The organism is Lentzea sp. NEAU-D7, assembly GCF_026242055.1.
Taxonomy (GTDB): domain Bacteria; phylum Actinomycetota; class Actinomycetes; order Mycobacteriales; family Pseudonocardiaceae; genus Lentzea.
Window position 1 is genome coordinate 293,841 of sequence record NZ_JAPJDL010000007.1, and the last position, 21,468, is coordinate 315,308.

Sequence of the window (21,468 nt, forward strand, 5' to 3'; positions counted from 1 at the left end):
TCATTCTCCTTTTGGCAGAGCGAACGGGCGGAAAACCCTTGGTCCGTACAGTTCTTCGAGCAGCTCGTCGTACTCGCCCAGCAGGTCGGCGACGTCGGGCCGGCGCGACGGCCGTTCCTGCGTGCACCCCCGGGCGAACGCGATCTGCCGATGTTCGTCGCTTCGCAACAGATCGATCATCAGCGTGTGTGCCATGTGGACGTCCGTGGCGGCAGTGACCGGTTCTCCCGCCTGGACTTCCGGCGGATAGGCGATGGTGCGGCTGGTCGCGAGGAGCCGCTGGCCCTCCTCGACGGCGAACGACCACCCGGCCAGCACGATCCCGTGCTGCTCCGGGTGCACCATGACGTTCTCGGCCGTGACGGCCCCGTGCACCAGCCCGACCTGATGCGCACCGGCCAGCGCCTTGAGCAGCCTGCGGTGCATCCACGCGTAGTCGCGCCCGTCCAGGCCTCGCGGGTAGGCGGTTTTCACGTCCGCGAGCGTCACGAACCCGTCCAGCAGCGGGTCCAGCACCGTGAAAGCCCTGGACCCCTTGGCGACATCGCCCGACGTGTCGAGCAGCCGCGGGTAGAAGGGCCGCAACCACTGGTTCCGGTCGGTGAAACGTTCCAGCTGACGCAACGCCTGCCATTCGCCGTGCAGCAACGGGTTGAGCGCCGGGTTGCGCACGACCTTGACCACGTACGGCCCGTCGGCCTCGTAGAGGTTGGCGATGCTGCCGACCGCGAACGGCTCCCCGATGCGGTAGACGCCGGTCCTGGTCCTGAGTTCGACGGTCGTGCCGTGGGTCCACTCGTGGTGCAGCCGCGTCAGGTTCGCCGAGGCCGCGTGTGCCCGCGTGTTGGCCGGTCCGACCACGTCGGGGTGCAGCACCGAGGCCAGCGCGTGGTAGCGGCGTCTCGCCTGCTTGCGCTTGGCCGGGTCGGTGGTGCGCGGGCCGAACAGCGCCTCTGGTGAGGTGGCGCGTTCGACCAGGTCCAGCGCCTCCGATGTGGTGAACATGGTTTGAGTCTTGCAGACTCAAACCCGAAGCGCAATGGCGTCCAGCCTGCGTGACCCAGGAGCTACCGCTCGCTCAATGGCGCCGCTACCCGGCTAGAGGCCGATTCCGCACATCGACCGGCCGGGGGGGGGGGGGGGGGGGGGGGGGGGGGGCCCCCCCCCCCCCCCCCCCACGCCCACGCTCAGCCGGAGAACGTTCGACCTCTTATCACCGCTCCGGTTCGACGTGAGATCCGCTCAACCAGATCAACCAGTCCGCAAGAATCTCCTTGAAGCCGTCGAGAACGGGATCAGGTTGAGAGCCAGCCAATCCGGCCAACACAGACTCGACCGTGTCCTGATCCAGGTGGAGGGTGAGGAATTCAGCAGGATTCACCTGCACGACTCGGAGATCGAGCGCCTGCCCCTCGACTGCGGCGGCCACCAGGGAGCTCTGGTCACACGACATACCAGGAATGTCCACACCCCAGTAGAATGGCTGGTCTTCCGCCATGTCGATCAACATCCGATCTCGTTCAGAAGCGCGTCCGTGGTGGCAGTCCGGGTCTTCTTGCTCTTGAGGGACTCGATCGTCTTTCCGATTTTCCACGTACCGCCGTTATGAGACCCGTCACCATCACCGATGTCCTGCACGATGTAGTCCTTCTTGCCCTCGAACACGATCTGACCCTTGATCAAGGTGCTCGTCTTCTTGTAGCCGAGGTAAGCGGCGAGGTCCTTGGCCTGCTTGTTGGTCAGTGGCTGGTTTCTGCCCTTCACCTGAGTTTCCAGCGGCGGAAAGTCTTCGTCGTTGCCGTTGTGCACCAGCACCGACGTTCGGCCGGCCATCACATAGTAGGTGTGTACGACGTCGATCGTCAGGTTGTAGGTGCGGGATTGCCCTGTGTAATGACGGGCCCAAGCCACGGACACGCGACCGTTGCCGGACGTGTTGAGCTGGTCTCCTGGCTTCAGGTCTGCGGCGAACACCCAATCACCAGCTGTCACGCTGTAGAAGCGGTGATGAGCTGTCGCGTTGATCGCCTCAACGCCGTTCGGCGTCGCGATGGTCAGGTCAACGTAATCCTTGTCCTCGTCCGTGACGTGAACGAAGCGAACGGCATGTTGTTCCGCGGTGTCGCTCTCAGGGTCGCTGTTGGCGACCTCATCTCCGACCCGGATTTCATCGATCCGCTTGGTCGAGCCATCAGCCATCAACACCAGCGTGTCCCCGGTGAAGCTGTTCTTGCCAAAACACGAAGCTGTCCGGCTCTTGGTGGTGCTGGGTGAACGGGGCCCCTTGGTGTCCATCGCCGCGTCGACCTGGGCCTCAGGCCCCTCGTTCATGGCGATCAGCAACCCGACGGCCATGGAAGCCACCGCGCAAGGCGCGAACCTGTTGCACACGAACTGGAAGGCGACCTCGAGGATCGCCTTGCCCACCGGGTTCGGCTCCAGCAGCCCCATCGCGTCGGCAGCGCTGCAGAAGTCACGATCCGCGGCACTCGCACGCTGACAAGTCCGCTTCGCCCAGGCCTCGACGCCTTCCAGGTAGTCGTTGTTGCCGAAGGTGCCGTAAACGACCCGGCTGTTGAGCTCCTTCAACGTGGGCACGCGGCGGCCGCCGATCATCGGCTGCTTGGCCGTGTTCTCGTTGCGGCCCGTGCGGATCTGGTACGAGAGGTCGACTTCCTCCTGCGAGCGGCAGGAACCGGTCGGGTCGTAGGAGCAGCCGACGCCGTGGTTGTCGCCACTGCCCGCGTACTCGCAGCCGTCGCAGAAGAGACCGGACGGGTCCGCGAACGTCGTGGGGTTGTTGTTCGCGTAGGTGTAACCGGTCCAGGTCTGCGGGGCGGTGAGGTCGAGCAGCGGGTCGACCGAGATGAAGCGGCCGGTCGACGCGTCGTACTTGCGGGCGCCGATGTCCGTCAGGCCCGTCACGGACGACACCGGCTTGTCGAGGAAGCCTCTCCCGTTCGGCCAGGGGCCGCCGGTGATCTCGCCCAGCACGTTGCCGTACGGGTCTGATGCCCGGCGGGTGACGTCGCGGGAGACCGAGTCGACGGTCAGCTGGCCGGTCTGGTGGAGGTCGGACACCTCGAACTTGAAGTTGCCGCCGGCGATGCGCATGCCGACCTTGGTGCCGTTGTGCGCGTAGTAGCGGGTGCCGGTGACGATGCCGGACTCGTGGTTGCGGACGAGGTCCTGGCCCGGCGTGAACAGCGTCGTCTTGTCCGGGTCGCGGCGGATCAGCTGGTTGCCGTCGGCGTCGTAGATGTACGACGTGGTGCCTTCCGGCGCTGTGACGGACTTCAGCCTGCTCGAGTAGTCCCAGTCGAGGGTTTGGACGCCGGTGGGCAGGGTGCGCGTCTTGGTGTTGCCCGAGGCGTCGTAGGTGTACGAGGTGCCGTCGGAGGTGCTCGTCAGCGAGTGCGGACGAGCGGTGCCCGCGGCCGGGTACTCGTAGGTGGTGGTCTTGTCCGGCTGGCCCGCGGTCAGGCTGTGCGCGACCTGGGTCTTGCGCAGGCCGGTCGGCTCGAAGGTCCACGAGTGCCAGTACGGCGACAGGGTGCCGAGGGTCAGTTTGGACGGGGCGGTGGCGCAGGCGTCGGTCGACGTCCTGGCCTCGGTGAGGCGTTGCAGCGTGTCGTAGGCGAAGCACTGCGAGCGGACGCCGCGGTCGCCCTGGTTGTTGATCTGCTTGAGCAGGTTGCCCGCGTGGTCGTAGCTGTAGGTGGTCTCGTCGATCAGGGGTGACGGACCGCCGGAGAGCTTGGTGAGTGCCAGCCGGCGGGTGTGGGCGTCGTAGCCGAAGGACAGATCGGTGGCCGCGTTGTTGGCGCCCAGCACGTACTTCAGCGGTTCACCGAACGGGGTGTAGGTGGACGCGGAGACGTACGCGTTGTAGCCCTCGGTCTTCTCCGGCAGCCCGTACTTGGTGTACGACGTGGCGATCGGAACCCCGGGCAGCCCGCCCTTCGCCGGCAGCGTCAGGGTTTTCGGCAGGCCGGTCGTCGTGTAGGCGGTCTTCGTCGTGTAGGTGCCGGCCAGGCCGTGTTCCGACGTCGGAACGCGCAGGATCAGGTCGGTCACGTTGCCCGCGCCGTCGTAGGCGCTGGGGCCGGAGTCGAAGTTGCCGTTCGCGGTGTACCGCGTGTTGTAGAACGGAAGGCCGACGCCGTTGGTGGCACCGTCGTAACGCCACTGCGCGAGCATCGCGCCGGTCTTCGAGTCGGCGCGCTCGACAGTCCTGCGGCCGAGTTCGTCGTACTCGTAGAACAACGTCTGTCCGGCGGCGTTGCGGGTCGACTCGACCTGGCCGAGTGCGTCGTAGGTGGTGCTCACCGTGCCCGCGTCGGGATCGGTCTGGCTGATGACGCGGCCACGCAGGTCGTGGTTGAACGTCCACTCGTTGCCGGCCGTGTCCTTGATCTGGTCCAGCAGGCCGTTGGCGGTGTACCGGCGCGTGGTCGCCTGGAACGCGCCGCCGGAGACGACGGACCCGTTGACCGCGGGCGCGGTCGTGTACTGGCGGGTCTCCACTACCCGGCCGCGGGCGTCGTTGATCTGCTCGTTGATCACGCCGCCGGCCGGCGGGAACGTCGTGGTGCGGTCGCCGCCGTAGACGGTCTTGGTCTGCTCGACCGCCGTGAGCCCCTTGTAGGACGTGGCCTGCACGGCGCGACCGGAGCCGTCGAACTGAGTGACCGTGCGGTTGTCGACGGACGCTTCCGCGACGTCGACCAGCGTCGTGCCCGGAGCTCCCGCGACGAGGAAGTTGTTGTTGCTCGACACCGCCCAGCCGTGCGAGTCGTAGAACGTCTCGCTGACCACGCGGTTGGCCGACCCGTCGAGTGCTTCCGACTGCGTCTGACGCGATTGACCGAACGCGTCGAAGAGGCTGACCGCCGTCACGTAGTTCTTGCTGGTGCCGTTGTCGACGAGCGACTTGGACGTCACCGCGAGCGGCCCGTCGGCGCGAAGGACGTACTCGTACTTCACCGACGGATCGCTGATGCTCCTGGCCTGCCCCGGTTTCCACAACGCGGTCAGCCGGCCGAGCGCGTCGTAGGTCGCCTCCGTGACGCGGTTGCCCACGTCGGTGGTCTTGACGGTGGCGTTGCGCGACGGCTCGAACTCGACGGTGCTGGTCTGGTTCTTCGCGTTGACGGAGACGATCTTCGACAGTCGTCCGCCGTCAGCCGGGGTGTAGCTGGTGAGGGTGGTGCGGTTGGACGCGTCGACGGTCTTGTTGGGCCGGCCCGACGAGTCGTAGGAGATGGTGCCGCTCGGCTGGAAGGTGAGCGAGCCGTCGGCGGCGCGCACCGCCTCGGAGGTGCTGGTCGGGTTGCCCACGCCGGGGATCGCGCCGAGCGTGGCCGAACCGTCGAAGTAGGTGCGGACCAGTTTGGTGACCGGCGCGGGCGCGACGCCCTCCGCCGGACAGGCCTGCTGGGACTGGACGACCTCGTAGATCCGGTCGCGGATGCCGAGTGCGAGGTTTTCCGCGAACCTGCTCGTCGTGCACAGGTCCGGGAGGCCGTCGGCGGAGTCGGTCTTCGCGATCACCCGGCCGAGGGCGTCGTGGCGGTTGACCGTCGAGGCCTTCTTCTCCCCGCCACCGGCGAGGTAGGTGACGGACGCGGTGCCGGCGACCTCGACCACGTTGGCGGTCAGCGGCTCCAGGCCCGGGCGAGCCCGGCTGGCCGTCGGCGTGCCGACCACCGTCTGGGTGGAGAAGGTCGACGACAGGCGCGTGCCGCCGTCACCGTCGAAGACCTCTTCCTCGCGAACGGTGCCGGCGAAGAGTTTGTTGTCCACAACGGACTGTCCGCGCGAGTCGGTGACGGTGCCGCCCATGCCGCGGTAGAACGTCGACCGGGTCAGGGTCTCCTTCTCCGGGCCGTCGCCGTCGCCCTTGAGGACCTCGGTCTTCTCGTAGCCGCGGAACTGGCCGTAGGTGCGGTGTTCAGGCTTGACGAGCTCGTTGTCGTCGAAGTGCCACGCGGGCGTGCCCAGGTAGCGGTACGTCGTGACCTGTTGCGGGGACACCGGTCGCGGGTCGTCGCCGACCTTGTTGCTGTCCTCGGCGACGACCTTGCGCACGACGTACTTGTGGAACAGGTCGAGCACGGGGTCGCTGTTGAGCGGCATCGTCCAGTACACCGGGTAGCACAGCCGGTCGTTCTGGGCGAAGTTCGTAGGGTGGCTGGACGCGGTGCAGTCCGGGTCGCTGTAGGTGATGTTGATCCGGCCGCCGGTGTCGGTGGTGACCTTCGTGAGACGCCAGTGGAAGTAGGCACCGGTCGAGTTGTAGCCCTCGACGCGGTTCGCGAGCGGCTGGCTCTCGAACGTGATCGGCGGCATGGCGATCGACGTGCCGTCCGGGTGGTAGCCGGTGCGCTTGATCGAGTCGAGCCGCAGTTCCTTGTCCGCCAGCTCGGGATAGGTCTGTCCCAGCTCGAACACGTCCACCGGCTTCGTCACGCCGCCGACGGTGTACTGGGTGGTGATCTTGCTCAGCCGCTGGGTGGAGAAGAACGACGGGCCGTGGTTCTCACACGTCGCACCCGGCTTGCAGATCTGGTCCTGGGGCAGGTCCGGCCAGTACTTGGCCTTGGACTCGTCGAGCTGCGCGAGGTCGCAGTTGTAACCGTCGGCCGGGACGCACCGGGCGGCCGGGGTGAACACGATCTGGTTCGGCGCGGGCGTGGTGTAGATGGAGCCGCCGACCTTGCGCAGCCCGTAGTCGATGCGGCTCAGCGTGCCGCCGCGGGTGTACTCAACGCCCGTGTTCTTGCCGTTGGCGCCGTAGAAGTTGGTTTCAGGCGTGTAGTAGTACGAGGTGACGTTGCCGTGCGGGTCCTCGACGAAGTCGAGCATCCAGCGCCATCCGCGCTTGCACCACGAGTCGGCGAAAGTGGCGCGGTAGCAGCTGTCTCCGGCCTTGGGGTAGTAGACCGGCACACCCCAGGCGGACTTGGTCTCCTCCTGGCCGTTGTAGCCGTCACCCCTGTTGCGGCCGAAGTAGTAGCTCACACCGTCGGTGGTGGTGATCTTCCAGTGCTCACCCTCGGCAAGGCCGTTGGCGGCTCCCTGCACGAGCTCCACCCTGGCGCCGTGGTCACCCGAGGTGCGCCAGACACCGGTGTTGTCGTCGCGCACGAGCTGGTTGGACTGACCACCGAGGTTCATCGTGACGATCTGGCCCTGCCAGCAGTTGTCCGCGGTCTGCTGGGCCTGTGGGAGCGTCTTGTCCTCGCTGCACGGCTTGTAGGAGCGCTCGATGAAACCGGGGGTGTAGTCCCAGCCTTGACCGATCCACGACGCCTGGCCGTTCGTCGCGGACGTCCGTCCATCCACACTGGAAGAGCTGTAGGCGAGCGAGAGCTTCGGGGCGACCTTGCCCGAGGCCGGGGCCGGGACGTCGATCGGGTAGGACCAGCTGAACGAACCGGTGCCGGGCGAGACGGACCAGTTGCCGGACGGACCGAGGGAGCTCGCCTTGAACGTGCCTTGAGGGCCGGACTGGTCCGCCACCGCGGCGAGCAGCACCGGTTCGGCGGGGATGTCGGCGGAGACCGTGCGCTTGGCGCGGTCGTTGTGAGACGGGATTCGTTGCTGGACTCGGCACTCGGGGCGTTCCGGAGTGGTCAGCGCGCAGGCGGGCATCGTGGCCAGACCCAGTCGTGAACCGAAGGAGCCGCCGATGGCCTTGTCGAACTCCCCGTAGGAGAGACCCACTGAGAGTGTGTCTCCGTCCTTCGCCTCACCGGTCGGGCGGACATCGAGGACCACACCGGAGACGCCGGCCTTGCGGCTCTGCTCCTGGTCGACCACCGCAGCCGCGACGACCTGCGGCTTTCCGGTCTTCTTCGCGACGGTGACCGGCGTCTTCGCGACTTGACGGGGGTTGCTCGTGGCCAGCACGGTGCCGCGGGCGCCCGACGGCCAGCGCGCGTCGCGCAGCTCGCCGTTCTCCGGGGCCGACGGCTCTTCCCGTTGTGCCACGGGAAGATCGACGTGATCGAGCACGCGCGCGGAAACGGTGCTCGTCTCCTGCGTCGACGACCTGGTGACGGTGATGGCCACGGCGGTCGAGGACAGGACGGCGAGCACCGCGAGAAGTGCGATCCTGGTTCGATTGCGTCTGCGTCTCAGGCCCGAACCGGCCGATTCAGCACGCGCGAAATCTCCGTCCAACACGTACACCCCCCAGCGCACTGGTACCCCGCACGGAGCACCGCGACGGGGACTGTAAGCCAGCGACCGGCGGTTCGGGAAGATGCATTTCAGATGTTGTTCACAGCGTCACCCGAGTGGCCAACGTCCTCTGGCCTTTGAGGACTGGGCGGAGTTATCGTGCGCCGCGGCCGCACCTCGCGAGCCGGTCAGACCTGGGGGTTGTACAAGTGCGTCCAAGATCGCTCTCTGCCAGAGGATCCAGAGCCAGGCTCGCCGTCGCCGTGCTCGCCGCGGCAGCGACGGCGTTGAGCCTCACCCAGCCCGTGATGGCGGCGCCCGGGCCCGCCGCTCCGCAGCCCGCCGCCGCATCGCCGACCGAGTCGAACGCGGCGACCGAGGCCCGGCGAACCGGTGAGCCGGTGGAGATCCCCGAGAAGACGACGGAGAACTCCGTCGTGCGCGCCAACCCGGACGGCACGACGACCCTCAGCGTCCACAACCAGCCGGTGCGCGTGAAGCGCGACGGGAAGTGGATCGCCACGGACAACTCGTTGGTGCGGCACGCGGACGGCAGGATCGCGCCCAAGGCATCCACTTCGGACCTGATGTTCTCCGGCGGAGGCGACGGTCCGCTCGCGACGCTGAAGGACGGCGACAAGTCGGTCTCGCTCAACTGGGACAAGCCGCTGCCCGAACCCGTCATCGACGGTGACTCCGCCACCTACCCCGGTGTCCTACCCGGAGTAGACCTCAAGGTCAAGGCGAACAACCTCGGGTACTCGCACGTCCTCGTCGTGCACAACGCCGAGGCCGCGGCCAACCCCGAACTGACCCGCATCAAGTACCGCCTCTCCGGCAACGGCGTTCAACTGTCCGAATCGGACGACGTGCTGAAGGCCAGCGACAGCAAGGGGAACGTCGCGTTCGGCGGTTCGTCGCCGATCATGTGGGACTCCTCCAAGGCCGGCAAGCCGGGCTCGGTTCAGGGCATCGACCCCTCCAACGGCAAGATCTCCAAGCTGGACGTGACCGCCAAGCCCGCCGGCGACGGCGCGACGGAGGTGGAGATCAAGCCCGCTCCCGGCGCTCTGACCGGGCCGGACGTGCGGTACCCCGTCTACATCGATCCTCCGCTCTCGAAGAACCGGACGAACTGGATCACGGTCACCAGCGCGGGCTGGCAGACCTGGAACACCGGCGACTGGGCCAAGGTCGGCTACTGCGACAGGTACCGCGACAGCAACTGCGGTAGCACGAGCTTCAAGGCCCGGTCCTACTTCGACTTCCCCGTGAGCGAGCTCAACCACCGCTTCGGTTACGAGGCCACGATCTTCGACGCCGGTTTCTGGGTGACCCAGGCGCACACCGCGATGGGCTGCACCTCGGAACCGACCGTCGCGATGATCGGTTCCGGCATCAACTCCGGCACGAGGTGGCCGGGGCCCGCCAGCACGACCGACATCGACACGAAGTGGTCCAACGCCGGCGACCAGTGCGGTGGCGCGCGCGAGGTGGAATTCGAGGTCGAGGGCGTTGCCAGGGACGCGGCCAGGTGGGACTACCAGTGGCTCAACCTCGGTCTGCGGGCGCCCGGCAACGAGGACACGATGGACCACTGGAAGCGGTTCGGCAACAACCCCCGCCTCGACATCAAGTTCTCGTTCCGGCCCCAGAACCCGAAGCCGTACTCGGTCAGCAACTCCGTGATATGCGACGGCTCGATCTTCACGCCGGACTCCAAGCCCACCGTCTCGTCGACGATGGAGGACAGCAACAACCCGCCGCTCAACCTCCACCTCTTCCACGAGATCATCAACGCGGACGGGACCACCGTCGCCAAGACCGGTGTCCCGCCGGAGATCTCGTCCGGTTCGGTCGGCAGCTTCACGAGCGACAACACGCTCATCGACGGGCTGTACAAGTACAAGTCGGCCGGCCGGAACATCTACCCGGGCAACGCCGGGTACTACCTGTGGTCCGACGAGTCGCCGCACACCCACTTCTACATCCGCGGCACACCGATCACCCAGGTTCCGACGATCAAGAGCGACGACTACGTCGGCAGCTACTGGTCGCGGCCTCAGAACCAGCCCGGCAAGTTCACCTTCAACTCCAACGGCGCCAAGTACATCTCCGGTTTCACCTACACCTTCGCCGGTGCGGGTACCGAGACGCTGCCCTCCACGACGGACTGCGATTACAACAGGACGTTCGACAACGGCGGCTGGGTGAGCACGACCAACGGATCCGCCTCCATCACCGTTCCGTCCAACCTGGCGCCCGGCAGGCACACGCTGCACGTGCGGAGCTTCGACCAGGCCCACAAGCTGTCACCTGAGTCGCAGGCGTTCGAGTTCTACGTGTCGCCCTCGTTCGTCACGCCGGCTCCGACGGCGAAGTACGAGTTCGAGAACACCCCTGACGTGTACTCGCCGGAGTCGCAGGGAATGGAGTTCAACTTCGTCCCGGACGCCGCGGCTTCCGGCGGGAAGTACCTGTCGATGCAGTCGACCACCGACGGTGCGTGGGTGACCTTCGAGTTCCGGGTGCCCGCCAACGGTGACTACGACATCACCGCAGGGCTGATGAACAGTACGACCGCGTGGCCGGATCAGCTCACCTTCGCGCTCAACGGCGCCCCGGTGAGCAAGCCGTTCGTCTCCAACTCCGCGACACCCAGGTATGACAAGCTGAAACTCGCGGGCGTCCAACTGGCGGCGGGATGGCACCGGCTCAAGGTGACCATGAACAAGAAGCCCGGCTCGACCGCGACCACCTTCAAGACCGGGTTCGACTTCCTCGAGCTCTCGCCCACCGTCAAGCTCGACGCCGAGGCCATGCCGGTCGTCGCCACCGACAAGACGCTGGACCACATGCCCGACTGCTGCGGTCCCGCCTGGAACAGCGGCGCTCAGCGCCGCTTCGACAACGACGAGCTCGGCAAGTCGTTCACCCTCGAGTTCAGCACGCCGATCGAGGCCGACTACTCCGTCGGGCTCGGCATGACCGCCGCGTTCCACTACGGCAACTTCAGCGTGAAGATCGACGACAGGCCGATCGGCAGGACCGACACGACACCCGTCAACGGCTACGACCCCGCGGCTGTCGCGAAGTTCGTGCCGCTCAACGGTGTGCACCTCACCGCGGGCAAGCACAAGATCACGTTCACGGCGGTCGGCACCGATCCGGCCTCGACCCACGCCCGCTACCGGATCGGCCTCGACTACCTAACGTTCCTGCCCATCAACAACGTCACGACGGCCAGTTTCAGTGACGCCATGAACAACAGGGGCATCGGCAACGACGCCGGTCCGACCGCGGCACTGGACTACGTCAACTCCGGTCTGTCCACCGAGGCCATGGCCGCCGCCGGCCTCGCTCCCGGATCGGTCCTGTCCGTCAACGGCGCCACGTTCACGATGCCCGCGCGCAACCCGGCCACCGGCAACGACAACGTCGTGGCGATCGGCCAGACCATCCCCTTCCCCGCCGCTCAGCAGGTGAAGGCGAACTCAGTGGGGTTGCTGGTGCTCAGCACGGCCGGTGAGACCGCGGCGCGCAACGCCACGATCACCTACACCGACGGCACCACCTCGGACCCGACGATGCCGAAGATCGGGGACTGGACCGCCGCGCCACTGCACACGGACGAGATCGTGCTGCCCTACTGGAAGGTCCTCAGCACCGTCGACCGCACCCGCCGGCCCGTGATCCGGCCGGTGTTCCTGCCCACCGACCCGAACAAGACGCTGAAGTCGATCACCCTGCCGAACTCCGGCGCGGCACTGGCACCCGGCGTCATCTCGACCGCGCTGCACGTGCTGGCAATGGCGCCCAGGCCGGTGGACGCCGGCTGGGTCGGCACCTGGGCGGCCCCGGCCGACGGGGCTGTGGTGCCGCCGGACGGTCACTGGTTCACCGAGCGGACACTGCGGACGGTGCTGAAGCCGACCGTGCGGGGCTCGCAGGTGCGGGTCAAGTTCTCCAACGTGGGCAACGACTCCCCGCTCCAGATCGGCGCGGCCTCGGTGGCCGCGCAGTCGGGCACGGAGGCCGCGACCGCCGCGGTGCCGTCCGCGTTGAAGTTCTCCGGCAACGCCTCGGTCACCCTGAACGCGGGCGCCGAGATCTACAGCGACCCGATCGCGATGCCCGGCGGCGACGGCAACCTCGTCGTCAGCACCTACATCCCCACCGGCACCACGCTCGCGCCGGTGCACGGAGGTGCCTCTGCGCCGACGTTCCTGTCCTGGAACAACAACGTCGCCGACACGACCGGCACACCGTTCACCACGACGCTGAACGGAAGCTACTTCGTCTCCGCGGTGGACGTGTCCACCGCGGACGCAGCCGCCGGCACAGTGGTGGTGCTGGGTGACTCGCTGTCCGCGACCGCGCCTCCCGGCACGGTCCAGCGCGACACCTGGGTCGACCACCTCCCCGGCAAGCTGGGCTCGGTCGGGCAAGTGCTGCCCGGCGGCCTGGTCAACGCGAGCCGCGCGGGTGTGCCGGACGTCGGCAGGTGGAAGCTGAACGACGGTAGCGGCACCGTGGCACGCGACTCCGCCGGCACCGCTCCAGCCACGGCGACCGGCAACGTCGCGTTCTCACCGGACCACAACGGCAGTGTGCTGCTCAGCGGCAGCGGCGCGGCGCTCGCCACCGGCGGCAAGGTGGTCGACACCACAAGGAACTTCAGCGTGTCCGCCTGGGTGAAGACCCGGTCGCTGACCACCGCGCAGACAGCGGTGAGCCAGGAAGGCGCCAACGCCGACGGGTTCGCCCTGCACTACTCGCCGGCGACGCGGCGCTGGATGTTCACGTTGCGCGGCTCGGACAGCGCGACGAGTCCGTGGGTGCGGGACATGCCCTCGTGGGACGAGGCGACAACGGACTGGACGCACCTCACCGGCACCTTCGACGCGGAGACGCGCACGGCCAAGCTGTACGTCAACGGCAAGTTGCAGGGCGCGATCTACGACGTGGTCCCCTTCGCGGCCACCGGGAAGTTCGTGATCGGCCGCTCGCTGTCCGGCGCGTCCAACTACGTGAACTGGTTCAACGGCAACGTCTCCGACGTGCGGGCGCACCAGCGGGCACTGACGGCCAATGACGCTCTCCTGAGCTACCAGCAGCCCGACTTCGCATCTTTCCCCAACACCGGTGTGCTGCTCGGACCCGACTACAAGACCGAGATCGAGCGGTCCGTGCTCAGCTCGGCCAACGCCCGGACGGCACTGGTCGCACTGGGCAGCGCGGAAATCCTGCGCGGCGTGCCCGCCGACCAGGTCCGTGCCTCGCTCACGGATCTGATCAACAGCCGCACCGGCCTGAAGAAGCAGCTCAGGCAGGACGGCACGGCGCTGCACGTGGTGCTCACGACGATCCCGCCGCTCGGCCTCGCGGCCGGCGACCCGCGGGAAGTGCAGCGGCAACAGCTCAACGCGGACATGCTGACGAACTACCGGAACTACGACGCGGACCACATCGTCGACTTCGACGCGGCGGTGCGCGACTCCGGGGACGCGAGCAAGGTGGCGGCGCAGTACCTCACCAACGGGGTGCCCAACGACGCCTACCACGGACGGCTGGCCGAGTACCTGGCTGAGGCGGTGAACGACTTCCCTCCGAGGGCAGAACTCTGAGCTGACAAGAGAAACGGGCGGGCAGCTGCGGCTGTCCGCCCGTTTTTCGTGAGCTGACTCATGGTGTTCTCCTGCCCGCACGACGGGTACCCACCCTCGTTGAGGGAGGAGGCACAGTGCTTTTCGTCGTCATGGGCTGCTCAGTGGCCTTCGCACTGCTCGCGGTGGAGGTGATCCACCGGCTGGTCCGCCGCTTCACCCACAGCGGCAGGATGTACCGGCCAGGTCAGGTGTTCGGCGCGTTGCTGGCCGCTCAGATAAGCCTCAGCGCGTACCCGATCGACGCCCCGGTCACGTTGCACGCGCTGGGGATCGCGTTGATCCTGGCTGGAGCGTGGTTGCTGGCCGCGCTGATCAGCACCCTTGTGGACATTTCGCTGTCGCGCATTCGCACTGACGTCACGGACAACCGGCACGCGCGGCGGGTGCACACGCAGGTCACGCTGGTGCGGCGGCTGGTCCTGGTGGTCATCGGCGTGCTGGCGGTCGGGGCGATCCTGATGACGTTCCCCGGGGCACGGGCTGTCGGGTCCACCGTGCTGGCGTCTGCCGCGGTCATCGGTGCGGTGGCGGCGTTCTCCGCGCAGTCGTTGCTGGGCAACCTGATCTCGGGGCTGCAGATCGCGTTCAGCGACGCGGTGCGGCTCGACGACGTCGTGGTGGTCGAGGGCGAGTGGGGGCGCGTCGAGGACGTCACGCTGACGTACGTGGTGCTGCACCTGTGGGACGACCGGCGGATGGTGTTGCCGACGTCGTACTTCCTCAAGACGCCCTTCGAGAACTGGACGCGCACGCAGTCGGCGTTGCTCGGGACCGTGGAGCTCGATCTGGACTGGACGGTGCCGGTCGAGGCGATGCGGCAGGAGATGCGGTCCATGCTGGAGGGCAGCGATCTGTGGGACGGACGCGTGTCGGTCTTGCAGGTCACGCAGGCCACGCAGGGGTTCGTGCGGTTGCGTGCGCTGGTGAGCGCCGCTGACGCCGGCAAGCTCTGGGACCTGCGGTGCCTGACGCGCGAGCACCTTGTCGACTGGGTGCAGCGCAACCACGGTGGCGCGTTGCCGCAGGTGAGGACGAAGACCGTGACCGGGGTCAAGAAGGCCCAGCCGGCCGGCGACCAGCACACGGATGCTCGGGTGTTCGGCGAGAGCCTGGACGGTGCCCTGCGGGAGCAAGCGTTTGCGGGCCCCAAGCAGTAGCCGAATCCTCGAAGGCGCAGGTCAGGCGGCATCTCGAACTCCTGGCGCCGATCGTGCAACCGCCCCCGGAGCGCGTTCCGTCCTAGACGCATGAGAAGACCGCTCGCCGTCGCGTTCTGCGCGCTGGCTCTCGGCAGTTGTGGTACGAACGGGTCTCCAGCCGTGCCCTTGGCGGAGGTGCCGACCGTGTCCTCAGCAAAACCGGACAAGCTCCGGGTCGAGCAGGCGAAACGCGACGGCCACCTCACAGTGCCACTGATGATCTCCGTGCAGCCGGGACGCGACGAGGAGGTCGAGCAGGCACTGGAGAGGCTGGGCGCGACCGTCGAGTCGCGGGATCCCAGAATCGGCTACCTGCGCGCCGAGATGCCGGTCGACAAGGTGGAAGACGCGTATCTGATCAAAGGCGTGTCCAAGGTGGACTTGGACGAGCCGCTCGGCAACAAGCTGCCCGAACCGTAGAAAGCCCCAGAATCTCGTGGATCCTGGGGCTTTCTGCGTACTACCGGGCTGCTAGCTGACCGACTGGATGATCACGGCACCGCCACCGACGACGGTGTTCTCCGCGGTGCGCACCTCGAGCTCACCGCGCAGCACGCGACCGGCTGCAGGCTGGCCCAGCGGCGTGATGACGCCCGTGGCGTTCCACGACGCTCCGGCGGCGCGGTCGGCGTTGCTGTCCGTGACGGACAGCGTGCCGAGACCGGCCGAGGTGAAGACGTCGAAGTAGTCGAACGCCGTGGTGCCCGCGGGCACCGCGTAACCGTCGACCACGGCGACCCAGTTGCCCGCGGCCGGGTTGGTGACGGTCACCGACTCCTCGGAGTCGGCGTCCGCCGCCTGACCGGCGAGCACGCAGCTGCCCGACGTGCAGTTGTACACGGACAGGTCGAGGTCAGCGCCCTGGTCGGCGGGGTTGCCGATCGTGACGGTGAGCTTCGACGCGCCGGCCGAGACCACGATCGGGTACTGCTGGGACTCCAGGTTCGCGATCGTCGGGCGTGCCGTCTTGGCACTGCCGACGGCGCCCGCCGCGAGCCGGCCGTTGAAGCTGGCCTGCGTGTTCGTGACGGTGTAGGAGCGCTCGATCGGGGTGCCCACGGTGCCGGACGCGATGACGTCCGGGTTCGGGCTGATCGACGTGCCGAGCACGGACGCGGTCACCGAGTACGGCGCCACGTCGGCGTCGGAGGTGCGACGCGCCTCGATCACGATCTCCCACACACCGGCCATCGGGCTGGCCACCGTGCGGCTGGTCGGCGTGCCACCGGCACAACCGGCACCCGCGTCGGGGTTGTAGCAGCTCGTCGACGTGTTGCTGTCGAAGCCGACGCCCTGCGGGGTGTAGCGCAGGAAGCGGACCTGGCCCTTGCCGGCCTCGGCGCCACCGGCGTTCATGTCGACCTTCAGCGCGGTCGTGCCCTTGGGCACGTTCACGAAGAGGCTGGTCGACTGGTTGCGCGCGATCGTGCCGGACTTGGTGACCGAGAACTTGTTGGCGGCGTTGAAGTTCTCCGCCGCGAACACGGTGTTCAGGGTCTGGGCGTCGACGCCGGGGGTCTCCGGGTTGTCGAGCTGCAGGACGGCGCTGTGCACGCCCGCGGTCTTGGCCTTGACCTTGACGGCGAACTGGACCGGCTTGTTCAGCGGCAGGTCGACCTTCTTCGGCGCCGTGAACGTGCCGTCGTTGCCCTTCCAGGAAACGTTGTACGTCTCGTCGTCGTGGCCCGTGGTGCGGGTCAGCGTGTAGGTGCGGGTGTACTCCTGGCCCGCGGTCACGCCCTCACGGTCGTGGATGCCGACACCGACGTTCGGGGTGGCCAGCAGTCCGCCGAGGACCGTGTTGACCGCGACGGACGTGGTGACCTGGTCCGGCACGGAGTGCTTGTCCAGCAGCGTCCACGCGGCGTTGGTGTTGAAGAGGCCCGCGCCCTGCTCGTAGGCACCGAGGGTGCTCACGTAGCTCGCGCTGCGCTGGATCGCGTAGCGCAGCTCGGCGCTGGTGGGCTTCTGGCCGTTGTGCGTGGCCTTGAACGCGCTCACGAGCAGCGCGGCGGCACCGGTCGCCTGCGGGGCGGCCATCGAGGTGCCGTTGAACTGCGAGTAGCCGGGCGGGAGGGCGTAGGTGCCCGCCACCGGGCCGCCGGCCTGCCAGCGCGGCGTGGTGGAGATCGCCGAGCCGGGCGCGACGATGTTCGGCTTGAAGCCGCCGTCCTCACGCGGGCCGCGCGACGAGAAGCCGTGCAGGTTCTGCTTCTGCTCGGTCTTCGAGCCGTAGTTGGAGAGCCAGGTCTCCTTGGTGATGTAGGAGCCGACGCTCACCGCGTCCGTGGCGACCGACGGGTCACCGACGGTGTTGGCGCCCGCGCCCGAGTTGCCCGCCGAGATGAAGAGCTGGACGTTGTACTCGTTGATCGTGCGGTTGTAGAGCTCCGCACGGGCGTTGTTGCCGTCGTTGAGGGCCGGGAGGCCACCGATGGAGATGTTCACGACGTCGGCGCCGTTGCGCGCGGCGTAGAGGACACCGTCGATGAGACCGGAGCTCGTGCAGGACGGCGTGGTGAGGCAGGCCTTGATGGCCATCAGCTTCGCGCCGGGCGCGGCGCCTGCCATCTTGCCGTCGAACAGCTTGTGGGCGGCGGTGATGCCGGCGACGTGGGTTCCGTGCGCGGCCGAGATGCCCAGGTTGACGAACGGGGTGCCCGCGTTGTCGTAGACCGAGCGGTCGGTCTGCACGACGAACGCGATGCGGTCGACGACGGCGGTCGCGGGGTTGTCGGTACCGAAGAAACCGACGTCCTGCTTGACCTTGTAGTCGATCATGCGCTTGTTGTTGGTGAAGTCGCCGTCACCGTCGGTGTCGACGAAGACTTCCTTCGTCGTGATGTCCTGGATGACACCGAAGGCGTCCGTGCGGTCGCCGTCGCGGTTGATGTCACCGCCGGTCTCGCTGTTGGCGAGGTTCAGGTCGCCCGCGGTCTCGTTGAAGAGGCCGAACGAGTAGGGACCACCGGTCGCCGGCGCGGTCCACTCGCGACCGCCCTCGGTGAACTTGCCGACGCGGCCGGTCTTGGTCATCGAGACCCAGGTGCCGTCGCCGGAGTTCGTGGCGTTCGCGTTGTACCAGTCGATGATCTTGCGCTCACCGGTGCTGGTCGTCTGCAGGGCGGGCGTGTCCAGGTCGATGCCGGAGTCGATCACGGCGATCGTGGTGCCGCGGCCGTCCCACTTCGGGTGCGCCAGAGCGAACTGCGCCGCCTGCGTGTCCTGCGTCGGCATGTACGGGTTGGTGCGCGGCGTCTTCGAGTCCGGCGCCTTCTGCGGAGCGGGCTGCTCCATGCCCTCGGGGCGCGGGTTGTCGAGGGCGATGAGGCCGTCGACGTCCACGGTGCTGACCGAGGCCAGCTTCGCGGCCTTGGCCGCGTTCTCCCGCGGGATGGTCACCTTGACGTAGTCGACGTCCTTCTCGGTCTTCTGGACCGTGGCGCCGAGCGCCTTGAGGTCGTTGACCGCGGCGTCGGTCTTGCCGTCCTCGGCGGCGACCAGCAGGTCGACGGTCGGCTTGCCTTCGCGAGCCGCCTGGTCGACGAGTGCCCGGTCCTGCTTGTCCAGCTGCTTGTCAGCGGCCGGCTGCTGCTGCGGTGCGTTCTGCGCGATGGCAGGGGTGGCGGCGAAGCCGAACCCGGTAGTGCCCAGCACCGCGGTCAGCAAGACCGTGCCGGTGCGGCGTCTCCAGTTCTTCACGGCGCATGTGCCCTTCGTGGGGTAAAGAGTGCTCCGAAGCACATCTCTTCGCCTCGCGAGGGGCAATCGTCGGACCGGACTAATTCACGGATCCACATTGGACTGTTCAGCGGCTTGAAAGGGCGCGCTTTTAGTGCTGCGCGTTTCTCTTTCCCCGTGGAACGAGCAACCGGCCTCCAGTCAAGAGCTGATGGAGGGGAATGTCAAGGCTGTGTCAACGGTGAACGGCGTTGGCGTGTAACAGGATCCCGGTATCAGGCGATGGACTGATCGCTATTTCCGCCCATTAGCTCACGCAATCTCGCCCGCAGGCGGCCGACGATCCCCTGCGGGGTGGCGAGCACTTTAGGCTGCGCTCCGCACGACGGACAGCCTGCGCGATGTGCGTCGAGGGCGCGCTGCAGTTCCGTCACGTACTTCGCGGTCCGTTCGGGCACCGAGTCCTTTTTGACCGAAAGCAGGCTCAGCTCGGTCAGCGCGTGCCGGCCCCGGTGAAGTCGCGCCGTGGGCGCGATGGTGTGGAAGAAGATCAGGTTCCTCTTGCGCGCGGGTTCGACCACCTCGACGTCGCACCACTCGACGGTGACCTGCCGGTCGAGGCCGTTCGACGTGATGCCCTCGCTCGTGACCTTGGTGCCCATCTTGAAGGTCCGCCACGCCACAGTGCCGCCCATGAGGAACCACAGGCCGCCGAAGACGTAGCCGTACCAGGGGCCGCCCGTGGCCGCGAGCGGACCGATCGCGGCCACGGCCGCGCCGAGGCCGAACAGGACCCATCTCCACCTGGTGTGCATGTCTCCATCCTGTTTACCCGATCGCCGGGCTTAGCATCGTTCGGTGCGAAACCAGGACGGCGGGATACCGGTGCGGGCGGAATACCGCGGTCTGCCCGCCGTGCCTGCCGAGCAGGTGGTCACGGGCCTGATACCGCACGAGCCACCCCACTTCCTAACGCCGTCGGCCCTCGATCTGTTGAACGAGCCCGTGTGCGTCGTCACGGGGCAGCGCGGGGTGGGCAAGACGCAGCTGGCCGCGGCCTACGCGCGGCAGCGGGTGTCGGACGGGTGGCTGGTGGCCTGGGTCGGGGCGGAGACCGCCGACCAGATCAGGGCCGGCATGGTGGAGCTGGCCGACCGGCTGGGCTTGTACCGGCCGGAGGACGGCGTCGAGATCGCCCTCGCGCGAGCCCGCAACCACCTGCGGACGCGGTCCGGGAACGCCCTGCTCGTGTTCGACAACGTGGTGTCGCTGGACGCGGTGAGGCCGCACCTGCCGTCCGCCGACGCCTGCCAGGTGGTGATCACCAGTACCAGGCGCGGGTCGCAGATCGGCCACGAGGTGCCGGTGGACGTGCTGACGCCGCAGGCCGCGGAGCGGTTCCTGCGCGAGGCCACCGGGCTGGACGGTGACGCCGCCGGACTCGCCGCCGAGCTCGGGCACCTGCCGCTGGCGCTCGCGCAGGCGGCGGCGCGGATCAGGGCCGCGCGGTGGGACTTCGCGAAGTACCTGGAGAAATTCCGGAAGTTCCCGGCGGACAGGTACCTCGTCCGGCGCGACGGCGACCCGTACCCGCTCGGTGCCGCGACCGCGATCCTGATGGCGCTGGAACCGTTCCAGGACAGCGAACTCGTGCGGATCCTGTCGGTGCTGTCGCCGGACGGCGTGTCGAGGCAGGTGCTCGGCGACCCGGCCGACGACGAGCTGGTGGAGCTGCACGAGGCGTCGCTGGTGGAGTTCGCCGGCGACTCGTCCGTGGTCATGCACCGGCTGGTGCAACGGGTGGTCCGCGACCTGGACGGCGGGGTCCGGCTCGCCGCGGAGCTGCTCCTCGACCGGGTCGAGTTCGGTGGCGATGCCTGGCAGCGCCGCCACTCCGGCAACGAGCTCGTGCGGCAGATCGAGGCGCTGTGGGCCAACACCGGTCCGCAGGACGTGTCCAAGCCGGTGCTGCTCCTGAGGTTGTGGGAAGCGAGCTTCCTCGGGAGCGTCGCGGACTTCGCCCGGGCCGGGACGATCAGCGAGGAGGTGTACGCGGAAAGCGTCGCGCGGTTCGGCGACGACGACGGGCTTCTCCTCGGCGCTCGTCAGGTGGCCGCCGCGCTGAGCGGAACGGGCGAGCTGTTGTCCCAGTTGCGGATCGACCTCGCCACCAGCCGCGAGGTCCAGGGCGCGGCGCATCCGGCCACGCTCTCCGCGGCGAGGCTCCTCAGCCGGTACTGCCTCAAGGTCGATCGGGGCGACGAGGCCGTCTCCGTGCTCGAACAGGCGCTCGAACCGTGGCGGGACCAGCCGCTCGACACGCCTGATCTCCTCGGCGCCTTGGACGATCTCGGCTACGCCTACACGGTCGCCGGGCGGCCCGGGGACGCGGTCGTGGTGCTCGAGCGGTCCCTCGTCGCGAGGCCGGACTCGCTCTACACGCGGACGATGCTCAGCGACGCGTACGGCGCGCTGGGCCGTGCCGCCGACGCACGACGGGTGTGCGAGCAGGTGTGGAACGCGTACCGCCGCACCGCCGGCCCCGACCACCCGCTCACGCTGTTCGCGGCCGGCAAGCTCGGAGTGGCTCTCTTCAACAACGGCGAGCGCGAACTCGCGAGAAGCCTGCTGCTGGTCGTGGAGGCCATCGGCACCGACGTGCTCGGCCCTGATCACCTGGTCGTGACCACCGCTCGAGGCGCGCTCCAGATCATTCGGCAGGACTGAGGGCC

General features: G+C 67.9%; 9 protein-coding genes. 4 read left to right on the forward strand and 5 right to left on the reverse strand.

Annotated features, from left to right (window positions below; all coding sequences use genetic code 11):
- The 3 genes from ORI60_RS17300 to ORI60_RS17310 form a co-directional block, all read right to left on the reverse strand.
- On the reverse strand, positions 1-1,005 hold the full coding sequence (locus ORI60_RS17300; protein WP_266038407.1) for an adenylate cyclase: 1,005 nt from the start codon (positions 1,003-1,005) through the stop codon (positions 1-3).
- A gap of 208 nt (positions 1,006-1,213) precedes the next feature.
- Positions 1,214-1,510, reverse strand: a complete 297-nt coding sequence (locus ORI60_RS17305; RefSeq protein WP_266038408.1) for a hypothetical protein — start codon at positions 1,508-1,510, stop codon at positions 1,214-1,216.
- Positions 1,504-8,103, reverse strand: coding sequence for an RHS repeat-associated core domain-containing protein (locus ORI60_RS17310; protein WP_266038409.1), 6,600 nt, complete (start codon positions 8,101-8,103; stop codon positions 1,504-1,506). The genes ORI60_RS17305 and ORI60_RS17310 overlap by 7 nt, the downstream gene beginning before the upstream one ends.
- A gap of 347 nt (positions 8,104-8,450) precedes the next feature.
- On the opposite strand from ORI60_RS17310, the gene ORI60_RS17315 reads away from it, so the two are divergent.
- The 3 genes from ORI60_RS17315 (at position 8,451) to ORI60_RS17325 (ending at position 15,475) form a co-directional block, all read left to right on the forward strand.
- The gene (locus ORI60_RS17315) at positions 8,451-13,814 is read left to right on the forward strand and encodes a LamG-like jellyroll fold domain-containing protein (RefSeq protein WP_266038410.1); all 5,364 of its coding nucleotides are present in this window, start codon (positions 8,451-8,453) and stop codon (positions 13,812-13,814) included.
- Positions 13,815-13,930: 116 nt separating this feature from the next.
- Positions 13,931-15,013 (forward strand): mechanosensitive ion channel family protein, encoded by a 1,083-nt coding sequence (locus ORI60_RS17320; RefSeq protein ID WP_266038411.1) that lies wholly within the window; start codon positions 13,931-13,933, stop codon positions 15,011-15,013.
- A 186-nt stretch (positions 15,014-15,199) separates the two neighbouring features.
- Positions 15,200-15,475, forward strand: a complete 276-nt coding sequence (locus ORI60_RS17325; RefSeq protein ID WP_266038412.1) for a hypothetical protein — start codon at positions 15,200-15,202, stop codon at positions 15,473-15,475.
- Between the two features lie 51 nt (positions 15,476-15,526).
- Here the strand turns inward: ORI60_RS17325 and ORI60_RS17330 are convergent, their stop codons facing one another.
- Positions 15,527-18,757 carry a S8 family serine peptidase gene (locus ORI60_RS17330; protein ID WP_266038413.1) on the reverse strand — a complete coding sequence of 1,077 codons (3,231 nt, stop codon included), beginning with the start codon at positions 18,755-18,757 and terminating at the stop codon, positions 15,527-15,529.
- A gap of 254 nt (positions 18,758-19,011) precedes the next feature.
- Complete coding sequence (locus tag ORI60_RS17335; RefSeq protein ID WP_266038414.1) at positions 19,012-19,551, reverse strand: hypothetical protein; 540 nt, start codon at positions 19,549-19,551, stop codon at positions 19,012-19,014.
- Positions 19,552-19,594: 43 nt separating this feature from the next.
- Here ORI60_RS17335 and ORI60_RS17340 point away from each other — a divergent pair, with 43 nt between their 5' ends.
- The gene (locus ORI60_RS17340; RefSeq protein ID WP_266038415.1) at positions 19,595-21,463 is read left to right on the forward strand and encodes a tetratricopeptide repeat protein; all 1,869 of its coding nucleotides are present in this window, start codon (positions 19,595-19,597) and stop codon (positions 21,461-21,463) included.
- Positions 21,464-21,468 lie beyond the last annotated feature (5 nt).